A 24,247-nucleotide genomic window follows, 5' to 3' on the forward strand; every position below is an offset into this window, starting at 1 on the left:
AATACTTAAAAAGTAAAAAAAAATTTACTTGAACATAATGAATATTTTAATAAATTGTAAGTATAATAAATTACTAATTTAAATAAAAACCCATATAAATTAATATAAGGAGAAGAATGAACAACGAATATAAACTAACAAAATTTGTTCAAGCTGCTGGTTGAGCTGCAAAAATGGGTCCGGGTGATCTTAAACAAACTATTTGCGGTTTAACTCCAAGTGATGAGAGAATTTTAGTAGGATTTGATACAAGTGAAGATGCAAGTGTATATCAAATAAATGAAACACAAGCAATAGTTCAAACACTTGATTTTATAACTCCTGTTGTTGATGATCCATATATTTATGGACAAATTGCAGCTGCAAATGCACTTAGTGATGTATTTGCAATGGGTGCTGATGTAAAAACAGCCATGAATATTGTAGGTTTTGACAAAAAAAATATTTCTAAAGAGGCTTTAGGACTTATTTTAAATGGTGGAAATGAAAAAATCAAAGAGTGCGGTGGTGTACTTTTAGGTGGACACACTATTGAATCACCTGAAATGTATTATGGATTATCAGTTACAGGAATGATTCATCCAAAAGATATAATTAGAAATAATACTTCAAAAATTGGGCATGTATTAGTTTTAACAAAACCTTTAGGTATGGGTATATTATCAACAGCAATAAAAAGAGATTTATTACCTTTAAACTTTATAAAAGATTGCGCAAAAATAATGGCAAGTTTAAATTACTTACCATCAAAAATAATGAGAAAATATGATGTAAGTTCTTGTACTGATATTACAGGTTTTGGACTACTTGGGCATGCCTTAGAATGCACAAATGAACTGGTTACCTTTAATATTTCATGTAATGATGTGCCAATTGTAAATGAAGCTATAGAGTTATGTGCAAATGATGTAATTCCAGGTGGAACAAAAAGAAATATAAAATATGTAGAAGATAAAATTTTATATATGAACAACCTACCTACTTATTGTAAAGCTTTATTATGTGATGCACAAACATCAGGTGGTTTATTAATAGCCATGAAAGAAAGTGACGCTATTGAGTATATAAAAGAACTAGAAGAGCTATCTTTTGGTTATGCAAGTATCATAGGACAGGTAATTCCAAGAGGAATAAAGCCTATTATTATTCATTAAATTAAGTAAAGATTTTTTCTTTACTTAATTACTTAAAGTGTGCAAACTTTATTTTTACCTGTAGTTTTAGCTTCATATAAAGCATCATCTGCTCTTTTAAAGATACTTTTTACATCATCATCTTTTTGAAACTCTGATAAACCTAAACTTATAGTTTTAGTCCCTACTTTATCAAATTTTATATTTTCTACAATTTTTCTAATATTTTCTGCAAGGATTTTTGAATTATCTAAATTTGTATTATTACAGATAATTAAAAACTCTTCTCCACCCCATCTTCCTATAATATCAGTGATTCTAATATGAGTTCGTAATGTCTTTGCAATTGTTTGTAAAACATAATCTCCTACATCATGACCATATGTATCATTTACACTTTTGAAATTATCTACATCTAATAATATAATAGAAAAGTTTACGTTATATCTTCTAAATTCTTCAATCTTTATTATCATTAATTCATCTAATTTTAGTCTATTATATAAACCTGTTAATTTATCAGTTACTGATAATTCTTCAATTCTTTTTTTATCGGTTATATCTTCAGAAATTGATCTATAACCTATTTTTATATTATTTTTAAAAATTGGTTCAATATTTACATTAAAAATTATATTAGTTTTGTTTTTCTTTAAATTTTTAATTTCTCCTGACCAAATTTGATCTTTATTTATTGTATTCCAGATATCTTCAAAAACTTCATGTTTCATATCTGGATGTCTCATAATACTATGGGTAGAGCCTATTAGCTCTTTTTTTGAAAAACCAGTAGCATTACAATAAGATTCATTTACATCTGTTATTATTCCTTTAGTATCTGTTGATAATATTGGAACATATTTATTAACCATTTTTTGTTGTTCTTCTCTTTCTTCTTTAGCTTTTGTTAGTTCATTATTAAGAAGAATAACAGTCCTATTTTTATATAAAACAGCTAATACAATAATTAAAAATATAGCAGTAATTTGCCATAAAATAGTATAGTCAAATGCTTGTAAAACTTTTATTTCAATCCATTTACCAATAATAGTTCTTTTATGCTCTAGACTTATAGAATCCAAAGCTTTTTGCATAATAGTATTTAAAATTGGCTCATCACTTCTTGACCCAATGCTAAGTTCTATATCAAACTCTAATTTTCCTGCAATTTTTAAATCTAACATAGAATACTTTTGAATAGCATAACCAATAGTAGGCATAGTATCTATATATCCAAAAAGTTCACCACTCCTAACTCTTTCTAATCCTTCTTTTGTATCTGATACATCAACAATTTCTACAGAAGGATTCTTATCTTTCAAAACTTCAATAAATGCATAGTTTCTTACTATTCCCACTTTCTTATTATTAAGAGAAGTACTATCTTTGATAAAAAATTTATCCATTGTAGTAGCAATAACAAAAGGTTCTTCTACATAAGGTTTAGTAAAATTTATTGCAATTCTTCGACTTGGAACATCCATAACTACAGGTAAAACATCACATTTTCTATCTTTTATATTTTGTAAGGATTCTGCCCATTCTTTAGTAGGTATTAGCTCAATTGGTTTATCTATATATTTTGAAATTATTTTCATAATATCAGCACCAATTCCTTTGTGCTTACCATTTTCATCAATTTGTTCAAAGGGAAGCCAGTTTGGCAATACACATATTTTTATATTTTTTTTGGTCTTTAGATATTCAATTTCTTCACTATTAATATCATCATTTAAATATTCAAATGATGTTACACTCATCCATTTCTGTTTTAATTTATTTATTTCACTATAAGGAATAGCTAGATTTACTTTTTCTAGAATAGATTTTAATATCTCATTTTCTTTTGATACAGCCATGGGTAGATTGGTTTTAAATGAAGTTCCAAAATCATCAACACTAATAGTTTTAATATTACTTAACCAATTTCTTTGAATATAGTAATTAAGGGTAGGTAAACTACCGATTACTGCATTTGATTCACCTAAGGATAAAGTTTCAATGGATTTTTCAGTTGAAGAAGTTAATAATAAAGTATATTTTGGGAATTTGTTTTTTAAGTAGTTATGTAAAAAAGTACTATTAGTAACGGAAATCACTTTATTATTTAAATCTTTCATTGATTTAATAGTGCTATTTTTATTAATTGCAATTCCAGTATTGTATTCAATATGATTAAAGTTTGTAAAAGCTAGGTATTTTTCTCTTTCTTTAGAAACAGCCACATGAGGGATTAAATCTATTTCATTATTTTTTAACATCAAAAGATATTCATCCCAAGATTTATCACTAATAAACTCTATTTTAATTCCTAAGTACTCTCCAACTAATTTCATATAATCAACAGAATAACCCTTTGGTTTTCCATCTTCATAAAAATTAAAAGGAGGCAATGTAGGTAAATTTGCAACAGTTATTTCTTTTTTATTTTCTAAATACTTTTTTTCTTCATTTGTAAGAGATAGTTTTTTATATTTTCATTTATAATCTGAGAATTAAAAGGCACTTCTTGATTCTTCTTTGATTGAGTTTCAGTTAAAATATTTTGCGATGCATTTAATATAATTGTTGTAAAACATACTAATAAAATAATAAATATTTTTTTCAAGCTATAGGCACCTTTTAGTGTTAATACAATATTTTAACATAGTAATATTAATTGAAGTATTAATGCTTTTAATTAAATTGCACAAACTTTATTCTTTCCTGTGGTTTTAGCTTTATATAAAGCATCATCTGCTCTTTTAAATATAGACTTAGCATCATCATTTTGGTAAAATTGAGTTATTCCTAAACTAATAGTTTTTCTTCCAACTTTTTCAAAATTTGTTTCTTCAACTAATACTCTTAAATTTTCAGCTATAACTTTACAATCTCCTAAATCGGTATTACTACAAATAATAATAAATTCTTCTCCTCCCCATCTTGAAACAATATCTGATATTCGAACATTCTCTTTTAAAATATTAGATAGGGTTTGTAACACATAATCACCAACATCATGTCCATATGTATCGTTTACCATTTTAAAATCATCTATATCAATTAATATAATAGAAAAATCTGTTTTATATCGGCTAAACTCTTCAATTTTTATTAACATCAGTTCATCAAGTTTGAGTCTATTATAAAGACCTGTTAATTTATCAGTAACAGATAATTCTTCAATTCTTTTTTTATCTGTAATATCTTCAGAAATCGATCTATAACCTATTTTTATATCATCTTCAAATATTGGCTCAATATTAACGATAAAAATTATAGTAGTTTGATTTTTTGTCAGATTCTTAATCTCTCCTGACCATTTAGCATTGTTAGTAATTGTTTCCCATAACTCTTTAAAATAACTATCTTTCATATCAGGATGTCTCATAATACGGTGAGGTTCTCCAATCAATTCCTCTTTTGTGTAACCTATGGCTCTACAAAAAGCTCCATTAACATCTGTAATAATACCTTTTGTGTCAGTGCTAAGTATTAAAACAAAATCATCAACCATTTTTTGTTGATTCTCTACTATTTTATTTGCTTTTGTCAACTCTTGATTTACAAGAATAACCGCTCTATTTTTATATAAGACTGCTAATATAATAAATAAGAAAAAAGCTGAGATTTGCCATAAGGTTTTATAATCAAAATCTTGAGCTACTTTTATTTCTACCCATTTATTAATAATAGCTCTTTTTCTCTCTTCGCTAATTGCATCTAAGGCTTTTTGCATAATATCAGTTAAAAGAGCTTCATCATTTCTTGAAGCAATAGCAAGCTCAATATTAAACTCCAAGTTTCCTGCTATTTTTAAATCAAATAAAGAGTATTTTTGAATACCATAAGCAACTGTTGATAGGGTATCTACATATCCATATAATTCACCACTTCTAACTTTTTTCAATCCTTCTTCAATATTTTTTACTCCAACTACTTGGATTAAAGGATTTTTTTCATTTAAAATTTCAATAAGAGCATAATCCTCATTAACACCTATTTTTTTATTACTTAAATCAGAACTATCTTTGACATAAAACTCATCTAACTTAGTCACTACAACAAAAGGTTCTTTTACATAGGGCTCTGTAAAATTCAAATAATCTTTACGACTAGGTACATTTATAGCAACAGGTAGAATATCACATTTTCTATCTTTTATATTTTGTAAAGATTCAGACCATTTTTTTGTGGGAACTAATTCTATTGGCTTATCAATATACTTAGAAATTAATGCAATAAAATCAGCACCAATTCCCTTATACTCTGTATTAATGTCAATACTACTAAAAGGAGGACTATCAGGAAGCACACACATTTTTATACTTCTTTTAGTCTTTAAATAGGCTAACTCTTCAGCAGTAATTTCAGAATTAGTAAATTCAAGAGGTGTGATACTCATCCATTTTTGTCTTAATTTTGATTTTTCTCGATATGAAATTGAAGCATCTACCTTTTCTAATATTGATTTTAATATTAGATTGTCTTTTGATACAGCCATTGGGAAAATTGTTTTTAATGGTATTCCTAAATCATTTAATACTACTGTTTTAACATTACTTAGCCAATTTTTTTTGAATATAATAGTTAAGACTAGGTAAACTTCCAATAGCAACATCAGCATGTCCTAAAGATAAAGCCTCAATAGATTTTGCAGTTGATTGGGTTGAAAGTATTGTGTAATGAGGAAATTCTTTTTCGAAATATGCTTCTACAAAGGAATTATTTGTGACTGCAATTACTTTATCCTTTAAATCTTTTACTGATTTTAAACCACTATTCTTACTAATTGCAACTCCTGTAATATGTTCTATATGGTCAAAATCTGTAAAAGACATATACTCTTTTCTTTCTTCAGTAATAGCAGCATGGGGAATTAAATCAATTTCCCCTTTTTTTAGCATTATTAGATTTTCAGCCCAAGTTTTATTACTAACAAACTCTATTTTAGTGTCTAAATATTCCCCAACTATGTTCATATAATCAACACTATACCCTCTAGGTCGTCCTCTTTCATAAAAATTAAAAGGAGTGAATGTATCTAGATTTGATACTTTTAATAACTTTTTATTTTTTATATACTCTTTTTCTTCTTTTGTTAAAAATAAACTATTTTTATTTAATAAATGTGAAGAAGAGAACCATTTTTTATCTATTGCTATATTCTCTTCTATAGAAATTGCTTTTAAACCTTTATTTAAAATTGAAATAGCTTCAGGATAATCTTTTCTAAGTGAAAATACCAAATCAAGTTCACTATTTAATACTTTATATGCAATTTTTAAATATGGTAACTTTTTTTTCTCTGCTGTAAAAAAGATATCATGATTTCCTAAAACAAAATCAATCTTTCCATTAACTAAGTCTTTTAATTGTTCTTCAATTGAAGAATAAGGTACTAATATTGAGTTTTGATACTGAGTCAAAAGTTTTTTATCAAATAAGTTTGCCTCTTGATAAGCTATTTTTTTATCAGTAAGGTCATTCAAAGTATATATATCTTCTTGATTATTAGCTAAAGTAATTAAATATTTTTGTGTATTTGCATAAGTATCTGAAAAGTTAAAATAATTTTCTCTTTCTTTATGAACAACGCTTGTACTTAATCCATCTATTTCTTTATTCATAGCTTTTTCAACCATATCTTTCCAGTCTCCTAGTATCAACTGAAAATTTGCACCTGTTTTTTCATTTATCAAAGTTAAAATATCTTTGTCATAACCTGTTATAAAACCATTATTATCAATAATAAAAGGAGCCCAACTTGAATCTGAACCAAGTGTAATAATAGGATGTTGTACTAGCCAGTTTTTTTCTTCATTACTTAACTCAACAGAAGCTGCAGTTAAAATCAATGTATTAAAATATATCAATAAAATTATAAATATTGTTTTCAATTTTAATCACCTTTCAATATCTAAGATATAATAGTTATATCGTTCCATTACTCTTATTATACTATAGTTTATAATTTATTGAGAGTAAATTATTTTTTACCATATGTTAAGTTGAAATCAATTTTTAATTTGATAAGATTTGTGAATTTATATTAATAAGTATGATTTTAAGGCAATAAAGTGGCGAGAAGATGTAGGAATCGAACCTACCTCGGCGTATTACACATAAACCGACAATCAGGGTTGAAGCCTGTGGTGCCCACCAGGTACACATATCTCCCACTTTTAGAAATCTAATTCTACATAAAAAATTTTAAAACTATCTGAAAGGGTAAAAGTGATTTTACTAAAATCTATTCCAAAAATTGATAAGTTTATCAATAACAAGGCTTTTGATGGGTTTTCAAAAGAATTAATTACAAAAATTTCTAAAAAAATTATAGAAAATTTACGAAAAGATATATTAGAAAACAAGATAGATTCAATAAATGAAGATATTTTAGTATTTCAAGTTATAGAAGATTATAACAATCTAATCGAACCATCATTGCAAACTCTTATAAATGCAACAGGAATTATAGTTCATACAAATCTAGGAAGAAGTTTAATAAATAAAAAAAGCCTAGAAAAAGCCATCCAAATAGCAACTTCATACAATAATCTTGAATATGATTTAATAGAAGGTAAAAGAGGTGAAAGATACTCACATATAGTAAAAACTCTTCAAAATCTAACAGGATGCGAAGATGCTATTGTTGTAAATAACAACGCAAGTGCTGTATTTTTGATTTTAAATACCTTTACTAAAAACAAAGAAGTGCTTGTAAGTCGTGGTGAGTTAGTTGAAATTGGTGGAAGTTTTAGAGTACCTGAAGTAATGGCTCAAAGTGGAGCTATTTTAAAAGAGATAGGTACTACAAATAAAACACACTTAGCAGATTATGAAAATGCTATAAATGAAAACACATCTATGCTTATGAAAGTTCATAAATCAAACTACTCTATTGAAGGCTTTTCAAGTGATGTTGATTTTGAAGATATTGTAAAAACAGCTCAACAAAACAGTGTTATAGATTATTATGATATGGGTAGTGGTCATATGATTGATTTGCCTTTTAATCTATCTCAAAAAGAGCCTTCAATTTTAGAAATTATGAAATACAAACCTTCACTTCTTAGTTTTTCAGGGGATAAACTTTTAGGAAGTGTTCAAGCAGGAATCATAATAGGTAAAAAAGAGTTAATATCTAAAATCAAAAAAAATCAACTTTTAAGAATGCTAAGGGTTGATAAAATCACTCTTAGTATTTTAGAAGATAACCTAAACTCATATTTAAAAAATGACTTAGATGATATTCCCACATTAAAGATGCTTTTTACTTCCCTTGAAACACTTGAAAATAGAGCTAATAGTTTAAAAGAAAAAATAGATACTATTTGCACAGCTCAAGTATTAGAAACTCAAACACTAATAGGTGGGGGAACAACTCCAAATAGAAAAATTCCATCTTTTGGAGTAACTATTTCATATAAAGATTTTAAACCAAATAAAATAGAAAAACTTTTTAGACAAAATAATCTAATATGTAGAATTGAAAATGAAAAAGTTCTTTTAGATTTTAGAACCATCCAAGAAAATGAAATAGAACAAATCGCAAAAATTATAACTAAGGTTTTTAATTAATGTCAAATATTATCATAGGAACAGCAGGACATATTGACCATGGTAAAACTGCACTTATCAAAGCTTTAAATGGGTTTGAAGGTGATAGTACAAATGAAGAGAAACAAAGAGGAATCACAATAGATTTATCCTTTTCAAATCTTACAAAAGGTCAACAAAATATCGCTTTCATTGATGTTCCAGGACACGAAAAACTTGTAAAAAATATGATTGCGGGAGCTTTTGGATTTGATTATGTGATGATTGTTGTAAGTGCTGCGGAGGGAATAAAACCCCAAACTGTTGAACACTTGGAGATTATTAATCTTTTGGGATTAAAAGAGATTATAGTTGTTATTACAAAAAAAGATTTGGTTACCCTTGAGCAATTAGAAGAGAAAAAAGAGCAACTTTTAATGTTTTTAGATACTTTTGATTTTGAAATTAAATTTATTCACGAAGTTTCCATCTATGAAAAAGAGTCCATAGAAAAACTAAAAAACTCCCTATTTTCCATAAATAATAGTATCAAACAAGAGGAAAATTTCTTTAGATATTATGTTGATAGGGTTTTTTCTCCAAAGGGAATTGGAACAGTTGTAACGGGTACAATTTTAGGTAAAAAAATAGAATTAAATGAAAAAATATTTATTTGCGATTCACAAATGGAATCAAAAATAAAAAATATTCAAGTTCACAATATTAATGCTCTTGAAGCAAATATCTCAAATAGAGCAGCTTTAAACCTACAAGGTGTAAATATTAATCAAATCAAAAGAGGAGATTTAATCACAAAAAAAGGTCATATTAGAGGTTTTGATGGTATTGATATTTCCTTTAAATGTCTAAAAGATAAAAAACTTCACCATAACCAAACATATACTTTGTTTATTGGGGCAAAAAAAGTTGAAGTAAAAGTTCTATTATTTGATTGTATTACAACTTTAGAAACAGGTTATGCCACACTAAAAGCGGATGAAAAACTATATTGTATCTTTGGAGAGAAAATAATCTTACGAAATGCAAATGATACTATTTGTGGTGGGAAAGTTTTAAATCCTATTATTGATCCTATGAAAAAAAATCAAAAAAGAAGATTATTAGAAGCTTTAGATAATAGTGATTTTACAGCTGCATATAAAGAGCTTTTAGATGCCCACAAAAAAGGCTTAGGAATTATCTCTTCAACTCAAAGATTTGCACTTTCCCATGAAAGAGCAATAGAGTTTGCAAATGAACTTGAAAATGTTTTTGTTGATGTTAAAGAGCTTGTTATTTATCCAATGGAGACAAAAGATTTTATAAAAGATTTTATAAAAATAATCTATACAAAAAATACCTATGCCCTACTTTCAAATGCTTCAATAAATCTAAGACTAAAATGGGCAAGTACAGCTTTTATTCAAAGTGCTTTAGATGAACTTGTAAACGAAGATTTTTTAACAAGAGATGTTTCACTTTATAAAAATTCAAATATCAAAGAAGATTTTACAAAAGAGTTAGAAACTGTATTTTTACATAGATTAAAACAAGAAGATATTACACCAACAGCTCCTTATAATATCTATGATGATTTAGATATTGATAGAAAACTAGGTGATGATATTTTGAAATCTCTAACAGCAAAAAAACAAGTTATTAGATTACAACATAATCTTTTTATACATTTTGAAAGTTTAAATAAAATAGTGAAAGAGATGAAAAACATCATAAAAGAAGATGGCTTTATAGATATTTCAAACTTCAAAACTAGATTTGATTTAAGCAGAAAATATTTGATTACCTATCTTGATTATTTAGATAATTACTCAAATATTAAAAAAGTAGAGAATAGAAGAGTTTTTGTTTAAAACTTTTCTTTTTATAAGTTATTTAGAAATGCCTGCTAAAATTTCACAATGAAATTAACAAAAGAGCAAGAAGAGATAATCAATAGTGATAAACTCTCATTTAAAATCAATGCCGTTGCAGGAAGTGGAAAAACAACAACACTTTTAGAGTATGCAAAAAAAAATTCCCACCTAAAAATTTTATATCTTGCATATAATAAATCTTTACAAGTATCACTTCAAGATAAACTAAAAGAGTATAAGCTTCCTTCTATGCACGTAAGCACAATTCACTCACTTGCATATAATAAAATAGAAGCCTACAACTACAATCTTGCCCACGATTTAAAAAATCAAATCATAGAGCGAGTTATAACACAACACGAGCTAACAGTAAATCAAAAATCATATTATCCAATACCTGAATATGTGGCTTTGATAAAAGATTTAGTAAATTTTTATTGTAACTCCTCTTTAATAGCACTTGATGATAAATTAATAGAATCATATAAAAAACAGTCAGATTTGGGAGCTAAGATACTTGAGCTTTTAAGTAAAAATGAAAAAAGAGTATTAGAGCATTTAAAAACTATTCTAAGTGCTATGAAAAATAAAATCATAGATGCCACTCACGATTTTTATTTAAAAATGTTTTATCTTAATAAAAAAGTATCAACAAACTTACCCTATGATTTAATTTTAGTAGATGAAGCTCAGGATATTTCAGATGTGATGATTGGAATTGTTGAAAATCAAACTTGCAGACGTATTTATGTTGGAGATTCTTTTCAACAAATTTATACTTTTAGATTTGCTACAAATGCTTTAAATAAAATAGATTTACCCTCATTTGATTTAACAAAAAGCTTTAGATTTGGAGATAATTACGCAAAAATCTTACAAAATAATCTAAATAAACTATATGAAATAAACTCAAGTAAAACTCTAAAAATAACTGGATTGGAGTGCACAACTCAAATAGGAAAAGAGCATATAGATTTTAATAAACCCTTTTGTGTTATTGCTAGAAGTACCTTTGGATTGGTTCAGCAATTAGTCTATTTTATTCACGATAAAAAGAAAATATATTTTGAAGGCGGTTATAATTCTTACTCATTTATGAATCAAACTGTTTACTCTATTTTTTATTTAAAACAGAAAAAAAACGACAAAATCACAATAGATGAAATCAAAGATTTTGACACAATAAGTGAACTTGAGCAGTTTGCAAAAGATACAAAAAATCAAGATTATTTAAATATTATTAAGTTCATAAATACTTACGGAGATAATATATTTGAAATAAATAAAAAAATCAAAGAACATCTAGTAAGTGATAAAAAAGATGCCGATATAATATTTACAACCACTCATAAATCAAAGGGTTTAGAGTATGAGCAAGTTATAATGGCAGATGATTTTATTTCAAAAAAAGAGATAGTAAATACAAAAAATAAAATCTCATATCAAAGAATAAACGAAGAGTTAAATATCTATTATGTAGCAGCAACCAGGGCTAAAAACGTAATACAAATAGCAGATTTAAATCTTACATATACTTACAATGAAAATGATGATAGTTCAAGTTTTGTAAAATCAAGATTCATAAACAAAAAAGCTGATAATAAAAAAAGTAAAGAACTACAAGAAGAGTGGCTGAAAAAAAATCGAGTAAAAAAAGTTAATGCATTTTAAAATAAAATATATAAGCAAGCTATGTATAATTATTTGATAAAATAATAATAGAAATAAACAAGGAAATTCAATGCAATATTTTGGAACAATTGAAACTAAATATGAAGAGATTTTTTTAACTGAAAGTTATATGTATTTTAATGCAGAAGATGAAGAAATAACAGTTAAAGAATTAAAAGAAAAAATAAAAACAGCAAAAGATAGAAAAAAAAATATAATAGGAACTATAATTTTATACAGTCCAATGGTGACGCCAGTTGGATATGATTCAAATAAATATTTATTAGAACAAGATTTTGAAGATTTTGGTAAAATGGTTGAGTTAAAAGGTGAAAATCATATCACTATATTTAAACAAGCTATGAGAGAACATTGCGCAGGGAAAATAGTAGAAATAAGAAATCTATTTAATTTAATAGAAAGAAACATAGATATTCCTGTTTTATTAGAAAAATTTAATAGTGATTTAGAAAGTTACAACTCTTTTCAAACAACACAATTTGACAGAGATATTATGTATTTAGATGCTGCAAATTTAATTCCAAGTGGTAAGTTTGTATTCTTCTGTTGGGGAGATAAAATCAAAGAAAAAGAGTTCCCATACATAAATGATTATGCAAGAACACTTTATGAAAGTAGTATGAAACTTGGTAAAAAAGTTGTTTACGTTTATAAAAAAGAAAAAACTCAACAAGGAGCAACTGATTATCTACAATTTTCAAATCCTATGCAAAATCATAAATATAAAAATGCAATTATCTCTTCAATAAAAAAAGCATTTGAAGAGTTTCCACCTTCTGTAACACCATACGAATAGGAAAATCTATGTCAAATATTGAATACCTAAGAACCCAAACTGTACTATTTGTAGAAGATGAAGAACTAGCTAGAGATGTACTTGCAAAAATATTAACTAAGCTTTTTAAGAAAGTTATAACAGCTGCAAATGGACAAGAAGGATTAGAAAACTTCAATAAAGAAAAAAACACAGATGAGCCTATTGATTTAATAATATCAGATATAAATATGCCTATTATGAATGGCCTTGAAATGTTAAAAAATATTAGAAAAATAGATTCAGAAGTTCCTGCAATTTTTGTAACAGCAAGAAATGAAACCAATAATATATTAAAAGCTATTGATTTGAATGTTTCTAACTATGTAATTAAACCTATAGAAACAGATGTTTTATTAGGAAAAATCTTTGATGCTTGTGAAAAGAAATTTATTCAAAAACAATTAGCTGATAAGCAAAAAGAGTTAGCTGTATATTTAGAAGCCGTTGATAGTGTTGCTTTAATTTATAAAATGAACAATGAAGGAGAGATTATCTTTGCAAATAAAGGTCTTTCTGAAGCTTTATCATATTCAAAAGAAGAAATAGAAAAATTACATTTTAATGATTTAATTCATCCAGATATTCCTAAAGAACAGATTCAAAATACATGGAAATTTATTAGAGAAGGAAAAATCTGGAGTGGAAATACAAAATTTATTGGGAAAAATAAAGAAGCCTTTTATTTAAAAAATACAATATTTAAAATGAAAACCAATTCAATTGATGAGTATATAACAATTGGATTTTCTACTACAAAAGAAAATAATGAAAAACGTGAGTTCCATAAAAAAGTATTAATGAGTATCCAAGAATTCAATAAAAAAGAGTATGGATACAAAAAAGAAATTGCTGAATTAACAGATAAATTAAAACAACTAGAACTTTATATCCCTAGATTATATGAAGAATTAGAAGATCAAAAAGCAAAAACAATTAGTAAAAATAGACAGTTAGAACATTATGAAATGCAAATGCATAATGTGGATGAAAAATATTATGGCCATATGACTGTAAAAAGTAAAGAAGTTGAAGAATATTCAAAAGTTATTTCTGGTTTAAGACAAGAAAATGACAAGCTTAAAGAAAAAAATGAATCATCACAAGAAGAAATTGCAGCAACTAAAAAAGAATTAGCTCTTCTTATGGAAACAAACAATAGTAAAAATAGAAGAATAAATGATTTAAGTGATGTGATAAGATCTCTAGAATCTAAAATAAGAGATATTACAGCTGGATCATAATCTTATTTTATCCTATCTTTTTTGAGGAAGGGCTATAATATACCTTAGTCCTTTTTCACTATTATTTACTTTTAGATCTCCAGAAAAACTATTTTTTATTACAAGTTTAACCATATATAAACCTGTTCCTGTACCATAAGGTTTAGTTGTGTAATAAGGATCGAATAATTTTTCTAAACTTTCTAATTTAACTCCACCTGCATTATCTTCAATAATTAATATGGTATATGTACCTTTTGATAATACTGTAATATTTATCTCTTTATTTTTTATTTCTCTTTCTTTGAAAGCATCAATGGCATTATTTATAATATTTAGAATAACTTGATCTAGTTCTGTTTCTATTCCATAAACATTTAGATCACTAAGTTCTAAATTTAATTTTATTTGATTTACTACAAATTGATTTCCAAGAAGTCTTAATGATCTTTCAATTGCATCTTTAATGCTGAAATCCCTTTTTTGTTTATCTGGATTAAAAAAGTCTCTAAAATTGTCAATGGTATCACTTAAAAATTTTATTTGTTCACCTGTATTTTTTGAAAATTCATTGATAAAATTTTCATCTAATTCATTTAATTTAAAATTACTTTTTACATCACAACAATATAAAGACAAGATATTTAAAGGTTGTTTTAATTGATGAGAAATAACACCTATCATTTCTCCCATAGTTGCCATTCGTGATTGGTGAATTAAAATTTTATCTTTAGATACAATTTTAGCTTCATCTATTTTTTGCTTTTCAAAAATATCAATATAAACTTTTAATTTTGAGTTTAATAAAATATCATGTATAGGTTTAGTTATATATTCAACAGCACCTAAGTTATAACCTCGTGTTTGATATTCATCTTTATCATAAATACCAGTAATAAAAATAACTGGAATATTTTTTGTTCTATCAATATTTTTCAAATATTCAATAAATTCAAAACCATCAATTTCTGGCATTTGAACATCTGTTAATATTAAATCAATATTTTCTTTCATCAATATTTCTATTCCCTCTTGTGCACTAAGAGCAGTAAAAATATTTACATCAAAACTATCTTCAATCATCATTCTTAAAGAATATATATTTTCAGGAACATCATCAACAAGTAAGAGAGCAAATTTTTCCATTATTTTTCCAATTTATTTAAAATATCATTTAGAAGTTCTATTTTTGATAAGCTTTTATTTACATATTTATTATTATTTTCCATAAGTTTAAAAGATAAAATTAAAAAATTTATATTTTTATCTAAACAATAAGATATAAAATCTTCAACTTCATCATTTAAGTCTTTGTCATCTAAAAGCAGTAAATCATAAGATTTATCTAACTTTTTATAAGATTCTTCTATTGATTTACTATAATCTAATTTGATATTTTCTTTTTTTAAAGAAACAGCAAGGGGGAAGAAAAAAGCAGGATCACTATTTATAATCAATAAGTCTTTATTTTTCTCAATAATTGGATTTTTAATATCAATATTTTCCTCTTCCATATCAAAGAATACTATATCTTCAATAATTGTATTATTTTCTCTTGATGATATAGTAACTTTATCATCGGAAATATTTTGAATATTTGTTTTTTTAGGCAAAATTAATTCAAAAGTACTACCTTTTTCCAAAGTAGAAAAAGCTTTAATATCTCCTCCTAATAAAATTGCCAATTCTTTTGAAATAGCTAAACCAAGACCTGTACCACCATATTTTCTAGTAGTACTTCCATCTGCTTGTTTAAATCTTTCAAAAATATGATTTAACTTATCTTTTGCAATTCCAATACCTTCATCAATTACTTTAATAGTAATATCATTTGTATTTTCCTCTAAAATAATACTAACAGTACCTTTTTGAGTAAATTTTATTGCATTACTTAATAAGTTTTTTAAAATTTGTTTTATTCTATGGCTATCACTTAAAAGAGTAATTTCATTAATAAAACAAGTAAATTCTAAAGTAAGCTCTTTTTGATTTGCCAAGGGGTTCATCTCAGATACCAATTCTTCGATTAATTTATTTATATCAATTTTTGATAAATTAAGAGATATTTCCCCTGCTTCAATTTTTGAAATATCTAAAATGTCATTTATTAAAAATAATAAATCATTTCCACAAGTATTAATAATCTTCATATTTTTTATTTGTTCATCATCTAATTTTTTATTTTTATTTTTAGCCATAATTGATGAAATAACAATTATTGAATTTAAGGGAGTTTTTAATTCATGGGACATATTTGCTAAAAAATCATTTTTATATTTATCTGATTCAATTAATTGTTTTTGCTGTTCTTTTAATTCATTTGTTAAGCTGTTAAGCATTGCATTTTTATTTTTCATTCTTTGAACATTTAAACAAGCATCAATACTAATGTTTAGTTTTACAATTAGATCTTGAAACATAGATAATAAAAATTCAAAATTCACATCTGTTTTTTCATAAACAATTGCAAAAACTCCCTTATCTAAAGGAATTAATAATATTTTTTTATCATCAAAATCAATAAGTTTTGTAAATGATAAATTTTCAATATTTGTTTCTAATAATTTTTTATCAAATATATCTTCGGGGAAATAAGATAAATATAAATAAGACATATTTGATTCATCTAATAAATAAAAAAAAACCATTAGAAGCATTTGTATCCTCAACAAAAGTAATTATTACTCCCCCAACAAAATACCATAAAAATCAAGCTGCATAACTAATACTTGGGTGTTTAAAAAAGTTAGATACTTTTTGAGTATCTTTTATTAAATTATCCATATAATTCTCAGTATTTTCTCTAAGTTCTGTAAGATTTGTCGGTATTCTATTTTTATTTGCATTTCTCTTATAATCTTGATTTAGATATTCATCTGGATTATAATCTGGTGAATATGGCGGAAGATAAAAAATAGCTATTCTATTTTTATGTTTCTCTATCCAAGCAGTTACAAGTTTTGCATGATGTACACGAAGATTATCAACTATCATATATACTTTTTTCTCACTCGATTCAATTACTTTTTGTAAAAAATCTATAAACTTCTCTACATTTACACTTTCATCATAAAGAGCAAACATTGTTTTACCTGTATTAGTTATTGCACTAATCATATTTATTTTAAACTTTCTTGCTGGATGTTTTAGTACAGGTTTATTTTTACTTCCTATTGGTGCATATCCTTTTAGATTAGTAGGTAATGATACACATGCAGTTTCATCAGCCCACCAAATATCTGCACCATCAGCTTTAGCTTGTATTTTTATCTTTGGATACTCTTCTTCTAACCAAGCTTTTGTTTTCTCATCTTTCCTTTCATATGCCCTTTTGATTGGCTTTTTACTTGTAAACTTCCACTTTTTTAAATAATCCCCAACTGTTGAGATAGGCAATTCTTCTCCTATCTCTTGTTTTATTAGTTGTCTTACAGCTTCTCTTGTCCAAAGAGCAAATTTAAATTGTAGTTGTTGCGGATTTTTATCAATAATAAGTTTGATAATATGATACTCTTGATCTTTAGTTAGTTTTGCGCCAGTCCCTTTTTTTACACCTCTATCTTTTATCTTTAAAGCTTTCACTCCACCATCATTATATAATTTCTTCCAAGCATACACTACCCCTTGAGTTATATCTAATATTTCCATTATCTCTTTTACTGGCAATTCCCGTTGAAATAATTTTGCAGCTATATTCCTTTTCTCTTGTTGTTGCTCTGTTGTTAATTTTCTTGCATCTATTCTTTCATTTTTCATACTCAAATTATATCATAATATTACTGTATTTTATCGGTGGAGTAATAATACTTCTTTTAGCATGTAATTTAGATCTAAACTATTACCAATTGAGCTATGACATTTGTAGGTCAAGGCTAAATGTTCCATAAACATAATCTACAACCTTTTCAAATTAAATAATTTTTAATTATTGAAATAATAATACCATAAAAAATACTAATTAATAGAATCCTATAAAAATAAAGATTTGTATTATGAAATTAAATATGCTAGAATAATCAAAAAATTTAAGGTAGAAACATGAAATTAAAGAAAGTATTATTAAGTATTGGTTTTTTAGGACTTATAGGAGCAAATGCTGGTGATTCAAACTCTGTAAAACATTATGGTTTTTCAGCAGTATTTGGATTTACAAGTGAAACAATAATTCATAAAAATTTCACAAGTTTAAATGATATAGAAAAAGTTTCTTATGCAACTTTATTAGGTTCAACACCTGGATTAATAAAAGAATTAACAGATGATAAATTTTCAAATGAAGATATGGCCCCTAATAATTCCATACTAAATTAGACAACAAGCCGACTTGCTCTATAATTAGGTACTTTAAAGCGAAAAAGTTACACCTAAAACTTTCACCTACTGGGTGTAACTTTTTCTAACTCAGGATTAGATTATGGCACAGACTATCTTAAATTTCAAACTACAATCCACAAACGAAAAATTAACTCCTAGAACAGGTGTAGCAATATTTGGGGAGTATCTCAAAGGTATAAACCTTGAGAGTCTTTGCAATACAAACCTTCCTTTAGCTAAACATCCAAACGGATATACTCCGTTTGAATTTATTTATCCATTGATTCTAATGCTTCACAGTGGGGGTAGAGTTCTTGATGATATTAAAGAGATACGATTAGATACAGCACTCTCAACACTTCTAAAAATGGATAATATTCCAACAGCATCAGCGTTCACAAAATATCTTCATAAGCATAAGACTATCGGGGAAGATGGAATAAGAAAGATCAACAAACAGTTCTTAAAAAGATTTCTAAAAAGTATCAAAAGTGAAGAGCTTATCTTAGACATAGATGCTACATTTATTGAAGCACATAAAAATACTGCAAAGTGGTCTTATAAAAATGCACCTGGTTATATGCCTATGGTTGGACATATTAATGGCGGATATGTAATTGATGTTGATTTCAAAGAGGGTAATGAGGCACCTGCAAGCAAAAACTTAGAGTTTATCAAGCAGTGCCAAGGACAACTTCCAATCGGAGTAAAGTTTGATAGGTTTCGTGCTGATAGTGCTTCGTATCAAGCTGCTATTTTTAACCACTGCGATAAAGAAAATATTCTTTTTACTGTAACAGCTAAAAAGAACAAGAATGTATTTGATTCAATCAAAGATATTAAAGATGATACATGGCAATTTTTTTCCAAAAGAGAGAAAGTTTCAGAGTTTACACATACAATGCAAGATACAGATAATGCTTTTCGGATGATAGTAATTAAAAAAGATATAACACCGATTCTTCCGACAATGGAGGAGTATATATCGGATGAAGTGATGATGCAATATCAAGATGAGATTTATTACTGTATTGCTACAAATGATAATGATTTAAGCTCTGAAGAGATTATTAAACTTCATCGTCAACGTGGTGAAACAAGTGAGAACAAGATTAAAGAGTTAAAGAATGGCTTTAATATGAGTTATCTTCCAACATCCAACACACAAGCAAATGCCTTTTACTTTGCCATTGGTACTTTAGCATATAATCTGTTTTTACTATTCAAACAGATTTTAGACTCTAATATGCAAAAACATACAGTAAAAACAATCAGATACAAGCTTTATAATATCGCAGGTAAAGTAGTTTCACATGCCAGAGAGATAACTCTAAAAGTTAATGAACAGTTTAAAGAATTGTTACAAAACATCAGATACAGAGCTTATGAAGAGAGCTTACAATGACAGCTAAAAACTTAAAAATCCTATTTTTCAATAAAATAACAACAGGATACTATCGCCTGAAAAACTGTAAATCTCGCAAAAAGTACCAATATCTCATTAAAATTGGAGTCAAAAAATGTGAAGTATAATTTTATAGCCTAATTTAGTATTTTTATTCTGAAAAAATTGATATTTTTTTACAAGTAAAGAGCAGAAATTGTACTATGGATTTATTTGGGATGGCATTTAATGTAGCTGGTGCATTAACAGGAGCTTTAATATCTAATTATTTAAATAATAACACTTCAATCTTTGTAAGTCATAATAAAGAAGAAAAAGCAACAAAAGTTAATTTAGCATATAATTTCTAAAATTTTTGGATTTTCCAAAAATTTTAGCTAACTTTAATAAACTTATGATTATAATTCCATCCACTTAAATTACTGGGGTATCGCCAAGCGGTACGGCAACTGCTTTTGGTGCAGTCATTCCTAGGTTCGAATCCTAGTACCCCATCCATTTAATTTAAGTACATTTTCAACGGTGAGGTTGGAGAGTGGTCAAATCCTGCGGACTGTAAATCCGCCGCCTACGGCTTCGAAGGTTCGAATCCTTCTCTCACCACCACTTCTAAATGGTTCGATAGCTCAGTCGGTAGAGCAAAGGATTGAAAATCCTTGTGTCGACAGTTCGATTCTGTCTCGAACCACCACTTCTTTTGAAGTCTTTAATTAATATGTACATGTGCGAGTGTGGCGGAATAGGTAGACGCGTTGGACTTAAAATCCAATTCCGGTTTCGGAGTATCGGTTCAATTCCGATCATTCGCACCATATTATTTACAATCAACTATGAAATCAAAATTTACTGTTCAAATTAATATAAAAAATAATTTATTTTTGCTTATATTAAAATTCTTCTGCTATTATTCCAATTATTAAAATATTGGAAAAAATTATTTATGATAAAAATACTTATACTATTTCTTTTTCTTTTCTATTCAAATATCTTTGCACAAGAAAAAAAACTATCTAAAGTTTCTTTACAACTTCATTGGAAATATCAATTTGAGTTTGCAGGTTTTATTGCAGCACGTGAAAAAGGTTTTTATAAAGATGCTGGTTTAGATGTTGAGTTAAAAGAGTATGAATTTGGCCAAAATATAATAGAAGATGTAAGTTTAGGAAAATCAAACTATGGTATTTATAACTCAAATATTTTAGTAGAATATATAAAAAAAGAACCTATACAACTAATATCTTCATACTTCAAAAGATCGGCACTTGTTCTTATTACAAAACCTGATATAAAATATCCAAAAGATTTAATTGGTAAAAAAATAATGGCAGTGGGGAAAAATGATTTTGATTTAAATTTTAATTATATATTTTCTTTACAAAAAATTAAAATCGATGATTTAAATCTTATACCTCATAGTTTTGATGTGAAAGATTTTGCAGAAGATAAAGTTGATGCTATGACTGCTTTTATTTCAGATCAACCTTACAAACTAGACAAATTAAATATAAAATATAATCTTATAAATCCTAGTGAATATGGACTATTTAACTTACAGCTTGAACTATTTACCTCAGATAATGAAGTATCATTAAATAGAAATAGAACAGAAGCCTTTAAAAAAGCTAGTTTAAAAGGATGGGAATATGCTTTAAATCATCCTCAAGAAATTATTGAAATCATATTAAAAAAATACAATACTCAAAATTTAACAAAAGAGTTCCTAGAAAATGAAGCTATTTACACAGATAGATTAATTCTTCCAAAAATGTATGAAATTGGATCTATTGATGAAATGTTCTTATTTAAACAAATAGATGCACTATATACTGACGTAAGCTTTACTTTAAACGAAAAAAAACAACTTGTTAATGATTTTATTTTTTCTTCAACAGAAGATTTAGATGTGAAAAAAAGTGAAAAGAACTATCTTTTAATAAAAAAAGCCATGCCCTTTTTAGTAATTATATTAATAATATTTATTTTCAGTCAATTACTTCTAAAAAAATATAATAAAAAATTAAAAAAAGAAGTTGATGATAAAACCCTTGAGTATAAGAAAAAAAACCAAGAGCTTATAAATGCAAATCAAAATTTCTTTGATTTATTAAATACAGCAATTGAAGCTATTGCAATATTTGATGAAAATGACAATTTAGTCAAGTTAAATAAATCTGGGAAACTTATGTTTAATTATTATTTTAAAAAGAATTCTGAAAATAAAACAATATCAGATTTTATACCCGAAGATTTTATTTCTGAAGTAAAAGATAGACTAAATAATAAAATATTTGAACAGGTTGAAATAAATCTATTATTACTCCCCCAACAAAATACCATAAAAATCAAGCTGCATAACTAATACTTGGGTGTTTAAAAAAGTTAGATACTTTTTGAGTATCTTTTATTAAATTATCCATATAATTCTCAGTATTTTCTCTAAGTTCTGTAAGATTTGTCGGTATTCTATTTTTATTTGCATTTCTCTTATAATCTTGATTTAGATATTCATCTGGATTATAATCTGGTGAATATGGCGGAAGATAAAAAATAGCTATTCTATTTTTATGTTTCTCTATCCAAGCAGTTACAAGTTTTGCATGATGTACACGAAGATTATCAACTATCATATATACTTTTTTCTCACTCGATTCAATTACTTTTTGTAAAAAATCTATAAACTTCTCTACATTTACACTTTCATCATAAAGAGCAAACATTGTTTTACCTGTATTAGTTATTGCACTAATCATATTTATTTTAAACTTTCTTGCTGGATGTTTTAGTACAGGTTTATTTTTACTTCCTATTGGTGCATATCCTTTTAGATTAGTAGGTAATGATACACATGCAGTTTCATCAGCCCACCAAATATCTGCACCATCAGCTTTAGCTTGTATTTTTATCTTTGGATACTCTTCTTCTAACCAAGCTTTTGTTTTCTCATCTTTCCTTTCATATGCCCTTTTGATTGGCTTTTTACTTGTAAACTTCCACTTTTTTAAATAATCCCCAACTGTTGAGATAGGCAATTCTTCTCCTATCTCTTGTTTTATTAGTTGTCTTACAGCTTCTCTTGTCCAAAGAGCAAATTTAAATTGTAGTTGTTGCGGATTTTTATCAATAATAAGTTTGATAATATGATACTCTTGATCTTTAGTTAGTTTTGCGCCAGTCCCTTTTTTTACACCTCTATCTTTTATCTTTAAAGCTTTCACTCCACCATCATTATATAATTTCTTCCAAGCATACACTACCCCTTGAGTTATATCTAATATTTCCATTATCTCTTTTACTGGCAATTCCCGTTGAAATAATTTTGCAGCTATATTCCTTTTCTCTTGTTGTTGCTCTGTTGTTAATTTTCTTGCATCTATTCTTTCATTTTTCATACTCAAATTATATCATAATATTACTGTATTTTATCGGTGGAGTAATAAGAAGTGATAAAACTATTTTTCCTGGTTTAATTGCTGTAAAAACAATTCAAATAGAAAATAAAATTCATACTATTATTACTATAGTTGATTTAACTCAAATAAAACTTCAAGATAAATTCCTTCAACAACAAGCAAAACTAGCACAAATGGGTGAACTTCTAAGTATGATAGCACATCAGTGGAGACAGCCTTTAACAGCTATTAGTGCTGCAAGTGAAAATCTAAAATTAAAAACACTATTAAATAAAATAGATAATAATACTATTCATACAGCAACAAATGATATCAATAAATACACAAGCTATTTAAGTAATACAATAAATGATTTTAAAAATTTTTATAAAACAAATAAATCAAAAGAATTGACAAATTTAAATGAAATGGCGGAAAAATCATTAAATATTATTGAAGATTCTATAACATTTAGAAATATAAGAATCATTAAAAATTTGAAGTCAACTTCATCAATTGAAACTTTTATGAGTGAAGTAACACAAGTTATTTTAACTCTTTTACAAAATGCAGAAGATATCCTTTTAGATAAACAAACGCAAAATCCATATATAAAAATAAACACCTTTGAAAATGAAAAACATCTGTATCTTCAAGTAATTGATAATGGTGGAGGAATTCCCCAAGATATAATAGATAAGATTTTTGATCCTTATTTTTCAACTAAACATGAAAAAAATGGTACAGGGTTAGGATTATATTTCGCAAAAAGTATTATAGAAAATAATTGCGATGCTTTATTAACAGTAGAAAATAATCAAGATGAAGCTATTTTTACAATAAGATTTAAAAAAGAATAATCTTTTTATTATTAATTAA

General features: G+C 26.5%; 19 protein-coding genes and 5 tRNA genes. 15 read left to right on the forward strand and 9 right to left on the reverse strand.

Annotated elements, in window-relative coordinates; all coding sequences use genetic code 11:
- Positions 1 to 116 precede the first annotated feature (116 nt).
- Positions 117 to 1,154 carry a selenide, water dikinase SelD gene (gene selD / locus AACT_RS10220; RefSeq protein ID WP_216658193.1) on the forward strand — a complete coding sequence of 346 codons (1,038 nt, stop codon included), beginning with the start codon at positions 117 to 119 and terminating at the stop codon, positions 1,152 to 1,154.
- Between the two features lie 32 nt (positions 1,155 to 1,186).
- Here selD and AACT_RS10225 read toward each other — a convergent pair whose 3' ends face one another.
- From AACT_RS10225 to AACT_RS10245, 5 genes are all read right to left on the reverse strand, one after another.
- Positions 1,187 to 3,550, reverse strand: a complete 2,364-nt coding sequence (locus AACT_RS10225) for a diguanylate cyclase (RefSeq protein WP_228720581.1) — start codon at positions 3,548 to 3,550, stop codon at positions 1,187 to 1,189.
- Between the two features lie 14 nt (positions 3,551 to 3,564).
- Complete coding sequence (locus AACT_RS10230) at positions 3,565 to 3,741, reverse strand: hypothetical protein (RefSeq protein WP_172126709.1); 177 nt, start codon at positions 3,739 to 3,741, stop codon at positions 3,565 to 3,567.
- A 72-nt stretch (positions 3,742 to 3,813) separates the two neighbouring features.
- Complete coding sequence (locus tag AACT_RS10235; protein ID WP_172126710.1) at positions 3,814 to 5,736, reverse strand: diguanylate cyclase; 1,923 nt, start codon at positions 5,734 to 5,736, stop codon at positions 3,814 to 3,816.
- Complete coding sequence (locus AACT_RS10240) at positions 5,675 to 7,015, reverse strand: transporter substrate-binding domain-containing protein (RefSeq protein WP_172126711.1); 1,341 nt, start codon at positions 7,013 to 7,015, stop codon at positions 5,675 to 5,677. Before AACT_RS10240 ends, AACT_RS10235 begins: the two co-directional genes overlap by 62 nt.
- A gap of 181 nt (positions 7,016 to 7,196) precedes the next feature.
- A tRNA-Sec gene (locus AACT_RS10245) sits at positions 7,197 to 7,296 on the reverse strand.
- 56 nt (positions 7,297 to 7,352) lie between these two features.
- Here AACT_RS10245 and selA point away from each other — a divergent pair.
- The 5 genes from selA to AACT_RS10270 all read left to right on the forward strand — a co-directional run bounded on the left by selA (position 7,353) and on the right by AACT_RS10270 (position 14,281).
- Positions 7,353 to 8,699 carry an L-seryl-tRNA(Sec) selenium transferase gene (gene selA, locus AACT_RS10250; protein WP_172126712.1) on the forward strand — a complete coding sequence of 449 codons (1,347 nt, stop codon included), beginning with the start codon at positions 7,353 to 7,355 and terminating at the stop codon, positions 8,697 to 8,699.
- Positions 8,699 to 10,528 (forward strand): selenocysteine-specific translation elongation factor, encoded by a 1,830-nt coding sequence (gene selB / locus AACT_RS10255; protein ID WP_172126713.1) that lies wholly within the window; start codon positions 8,699 to 8,701, stop codon positions 10,526 to 10,528. The genes selA and selB overlap by 1 nt, the downstream gene beginning before the upstream one ends.
- 48 nt (positions 10,529 to 10,576) lie before the next feature.
- Complete coding sequence (locus AACT_RS10260; RefSeq protein ID WP_172126714.1) at positions 10,577 to 12,202, forward strand: UvrD-helicase domain-containing protein; 1,626 nt, start codon at positions 10,577 to 10,579, stop codon at positions 12,200 to 12,202.
- A gap of 70 nt (positions 12,203 to 12,272) precedes the next feature.
- The gene (locus AACT_RS10265; protein ID WP_172126715.1) at positions 12,273 to 13,019 is read left to right on the forward strand and encodes a hypothetical protein; all 747 of its coding nucleotides are present in this window, start codon (positions 12,273 to 12,275) and stop codon (positions 13,017 to 13,019) included.
- An 8-nt stretch (positions 13,020 to 13,027) separates the two neighbouring features.
- A complete protein-coding gene (locus tag AACT_RS10270) occupies positions 13,028 to 14,281 on the forward strand; it encodes a response regulator (protein WP_172126716.1) in 1,254 nt (417 codons plus the stop codon).
- A gap of 12 nt (positions 14,282 to 14,293) precedes the next feature.
- Here AACT_RS10270 and AACT_RS10275 read toward each other — a convergent pair whose 3' ends face one another.
- Genes AACT_RS10275 through AACT_RS10285 form a run of 3 tightly spaced genes read right to left on the reverse strand, consistent with a single transcriptional unit; the run spans position 14,294 to position 18,016 of the window.
- Complete coding sequence (locus AACT_RS10275; protein ID WP_172126717.1) at positions 14,294 to 15,406, reverse strand: sensor histidine kinase; 1,113 nt, start codon at positions 15,404 to 15,406, stop codon at positions 14,294 to 14,296.
- On the reverse strand, positions 15,406 to 16,917 hold the full coding sequence (locus AACT_RS10280; protein WP_172126718.1) for a sensor histidine kinase: 1,512 nt from the start codon (positions 16,915 to 16,917) through the stop codon (positions 15,406 to 15,408). Before AACT_RS10280 ends, AACT_RS10275 begins: the two co-directional genes overlap by 1 nt.
- 52 nt (positions 16,918 to 16,969) lie before the next feature.
- On the reverse strand, positions 16,970 to 18,016 hold the full coding sequence (locus AACT_RS10285) for an IS630 family transposase (protein WP_172126719.1): 1,047 nt from the start codon (positions 18,014 to 18,016) through the stop codon (positions 16,970 to 16,972).
- A 282-nt stretch (positions 18,017 to 18,298) separates the two neighbouring features.
- Here AACT_RS10285 and AACT_RS10290 point away from each other — a divergent pair, with 282 nt between their 5' ends.
- The 8 genes from AACT_RS10290 (at position 18,299) to AACT_RS10320 (ending at position 22,338) form a co-directional block, all read left to right on the forward strand.
- Positions 18,299 to 18,571: a hypothetical protein gene (locus AACT_RS10290; RefSeq protein WP_172126720.1), complete on the forward strand. Its 273-nt coding sequence runs from the start codon at positions 18,299 to 18,301 to the stop codon at positions 18,569 to 18,571.
- Between the two features lie 103 nt (positions 18,572 to 18,674).
- The gene (locus tag AACT_RS10295; protein ID WP_172125880.1) at positions 18,675 to 19,979 is read left to right on the forward strand and encodes an IS1380 family transposase; all 1,305 of its coding nucleotides are present in this window, start codon (positions 18,675 to 18,677) and stop codon (positions 19,977 to 19,979) included.
- 218 nt (positions 19,980 to 20,197) lie between these two features.
- The gene (locus tag AACT_RS15640; protein ID WP_272953545.1) at positions 20,198 to 20,329 is read left to right on the forward strand and encodes a hypothetical protein; all 132 of its coding nucleotides are present in this window, start codon (positions 20,198 to 20,200) and stop codon (positions 20,327 to 20,329) included.
- A gap of 73 nt (positions 20,330 to 20,402) precedes the next feature.
- Positions 20,403 to 20,477, forward strand: a tRNA-Gln gene (locus tag AACT_RS10300).
- A 23-nt stretch (positions 20,478 to 20,500) separates the two neighbouring features.
- Positions 20,501 to 20,585: transfer RNA gene (locus AACT_RS10305), tRNA-Tyr, on the forward strand.
- A 9-nt stretch (positions 20,586 to 20,594) separates the two neighbouring features.
- A tRNA-Phe gene (locus tag AACT_RS10310) sits at positions 20,595 to 20,670 on the forward strand.
- A 34-nt stretch (positions 20,671 to 20,704) separates the two neighbouring features.
- Positions 20,705 to 20,791, forward strand: a tRNA-Leu gene (locus AACT_RS10315).
- A 128-nt stretch (positions 20,792 to 20,919) separates the two neighbouring features.
- On the forward strand, positions 20,920 to 22,338 hold the full coding sequence (locus AACT_RS10320; RefSeq protein WP_172126721.1) for an ABC transporter substrate-binding protein: 1,419 nt from the start codon (positions 20,920 to 20,922) through the stop codon (positions 22,336 to 22,338).
- On the opposite strand, the gene AACT_RS10325 is transcribed toward AACT_RS10320, so the two are convergent.
- The gene (locus AACT_RS10325; RefSeq protein ID WP_172126719.1) at positions 22,322 to 23,368 is read right to left on the reverse strand and encodes an IS630 family transposase; all 1,047 of its coding nucleotides are present in this window, start codon (positions 23,366 to 23,368) and stop codon (positions 22,322 to 22,324) included. The two genes, AACT_RS10320 and AACT_RS10325, sit on opposite strands and share 17 nt — an antisense overlap.
- Here AACT_RS10325 and AACT_RS10330 point away from each other — a divergent pair.
- Positions 23,344 to 24,228: a sensor histidine kinase gene (locus AACT_RS10330; protein WP_172126722.1), complete on the forward strand. Its 885-nt coding sequence runs from the start codon at positions 23,344 to 23,346 to the stop codon at positions 24,226 to 24,228. The two genes, AACT_RS10325 and AACT_RS10330, sit on opposite strands and share 25 nt — an antisense overlap.
- The last annotated feature ends 19 nt before the right edge of the window (positions 24,229 to 24,247 follow it).

This window comes from Arcobacter acticola (assembly GCF_013177675.1).
In the GTDB taxonomy this organism is placed as follows: Bacteria; Campylobacterota; Campylobacteria; order Campylobacterales; family Arcobacteraceae; genus Aliarcobacter; species Aliarcobacter acticola.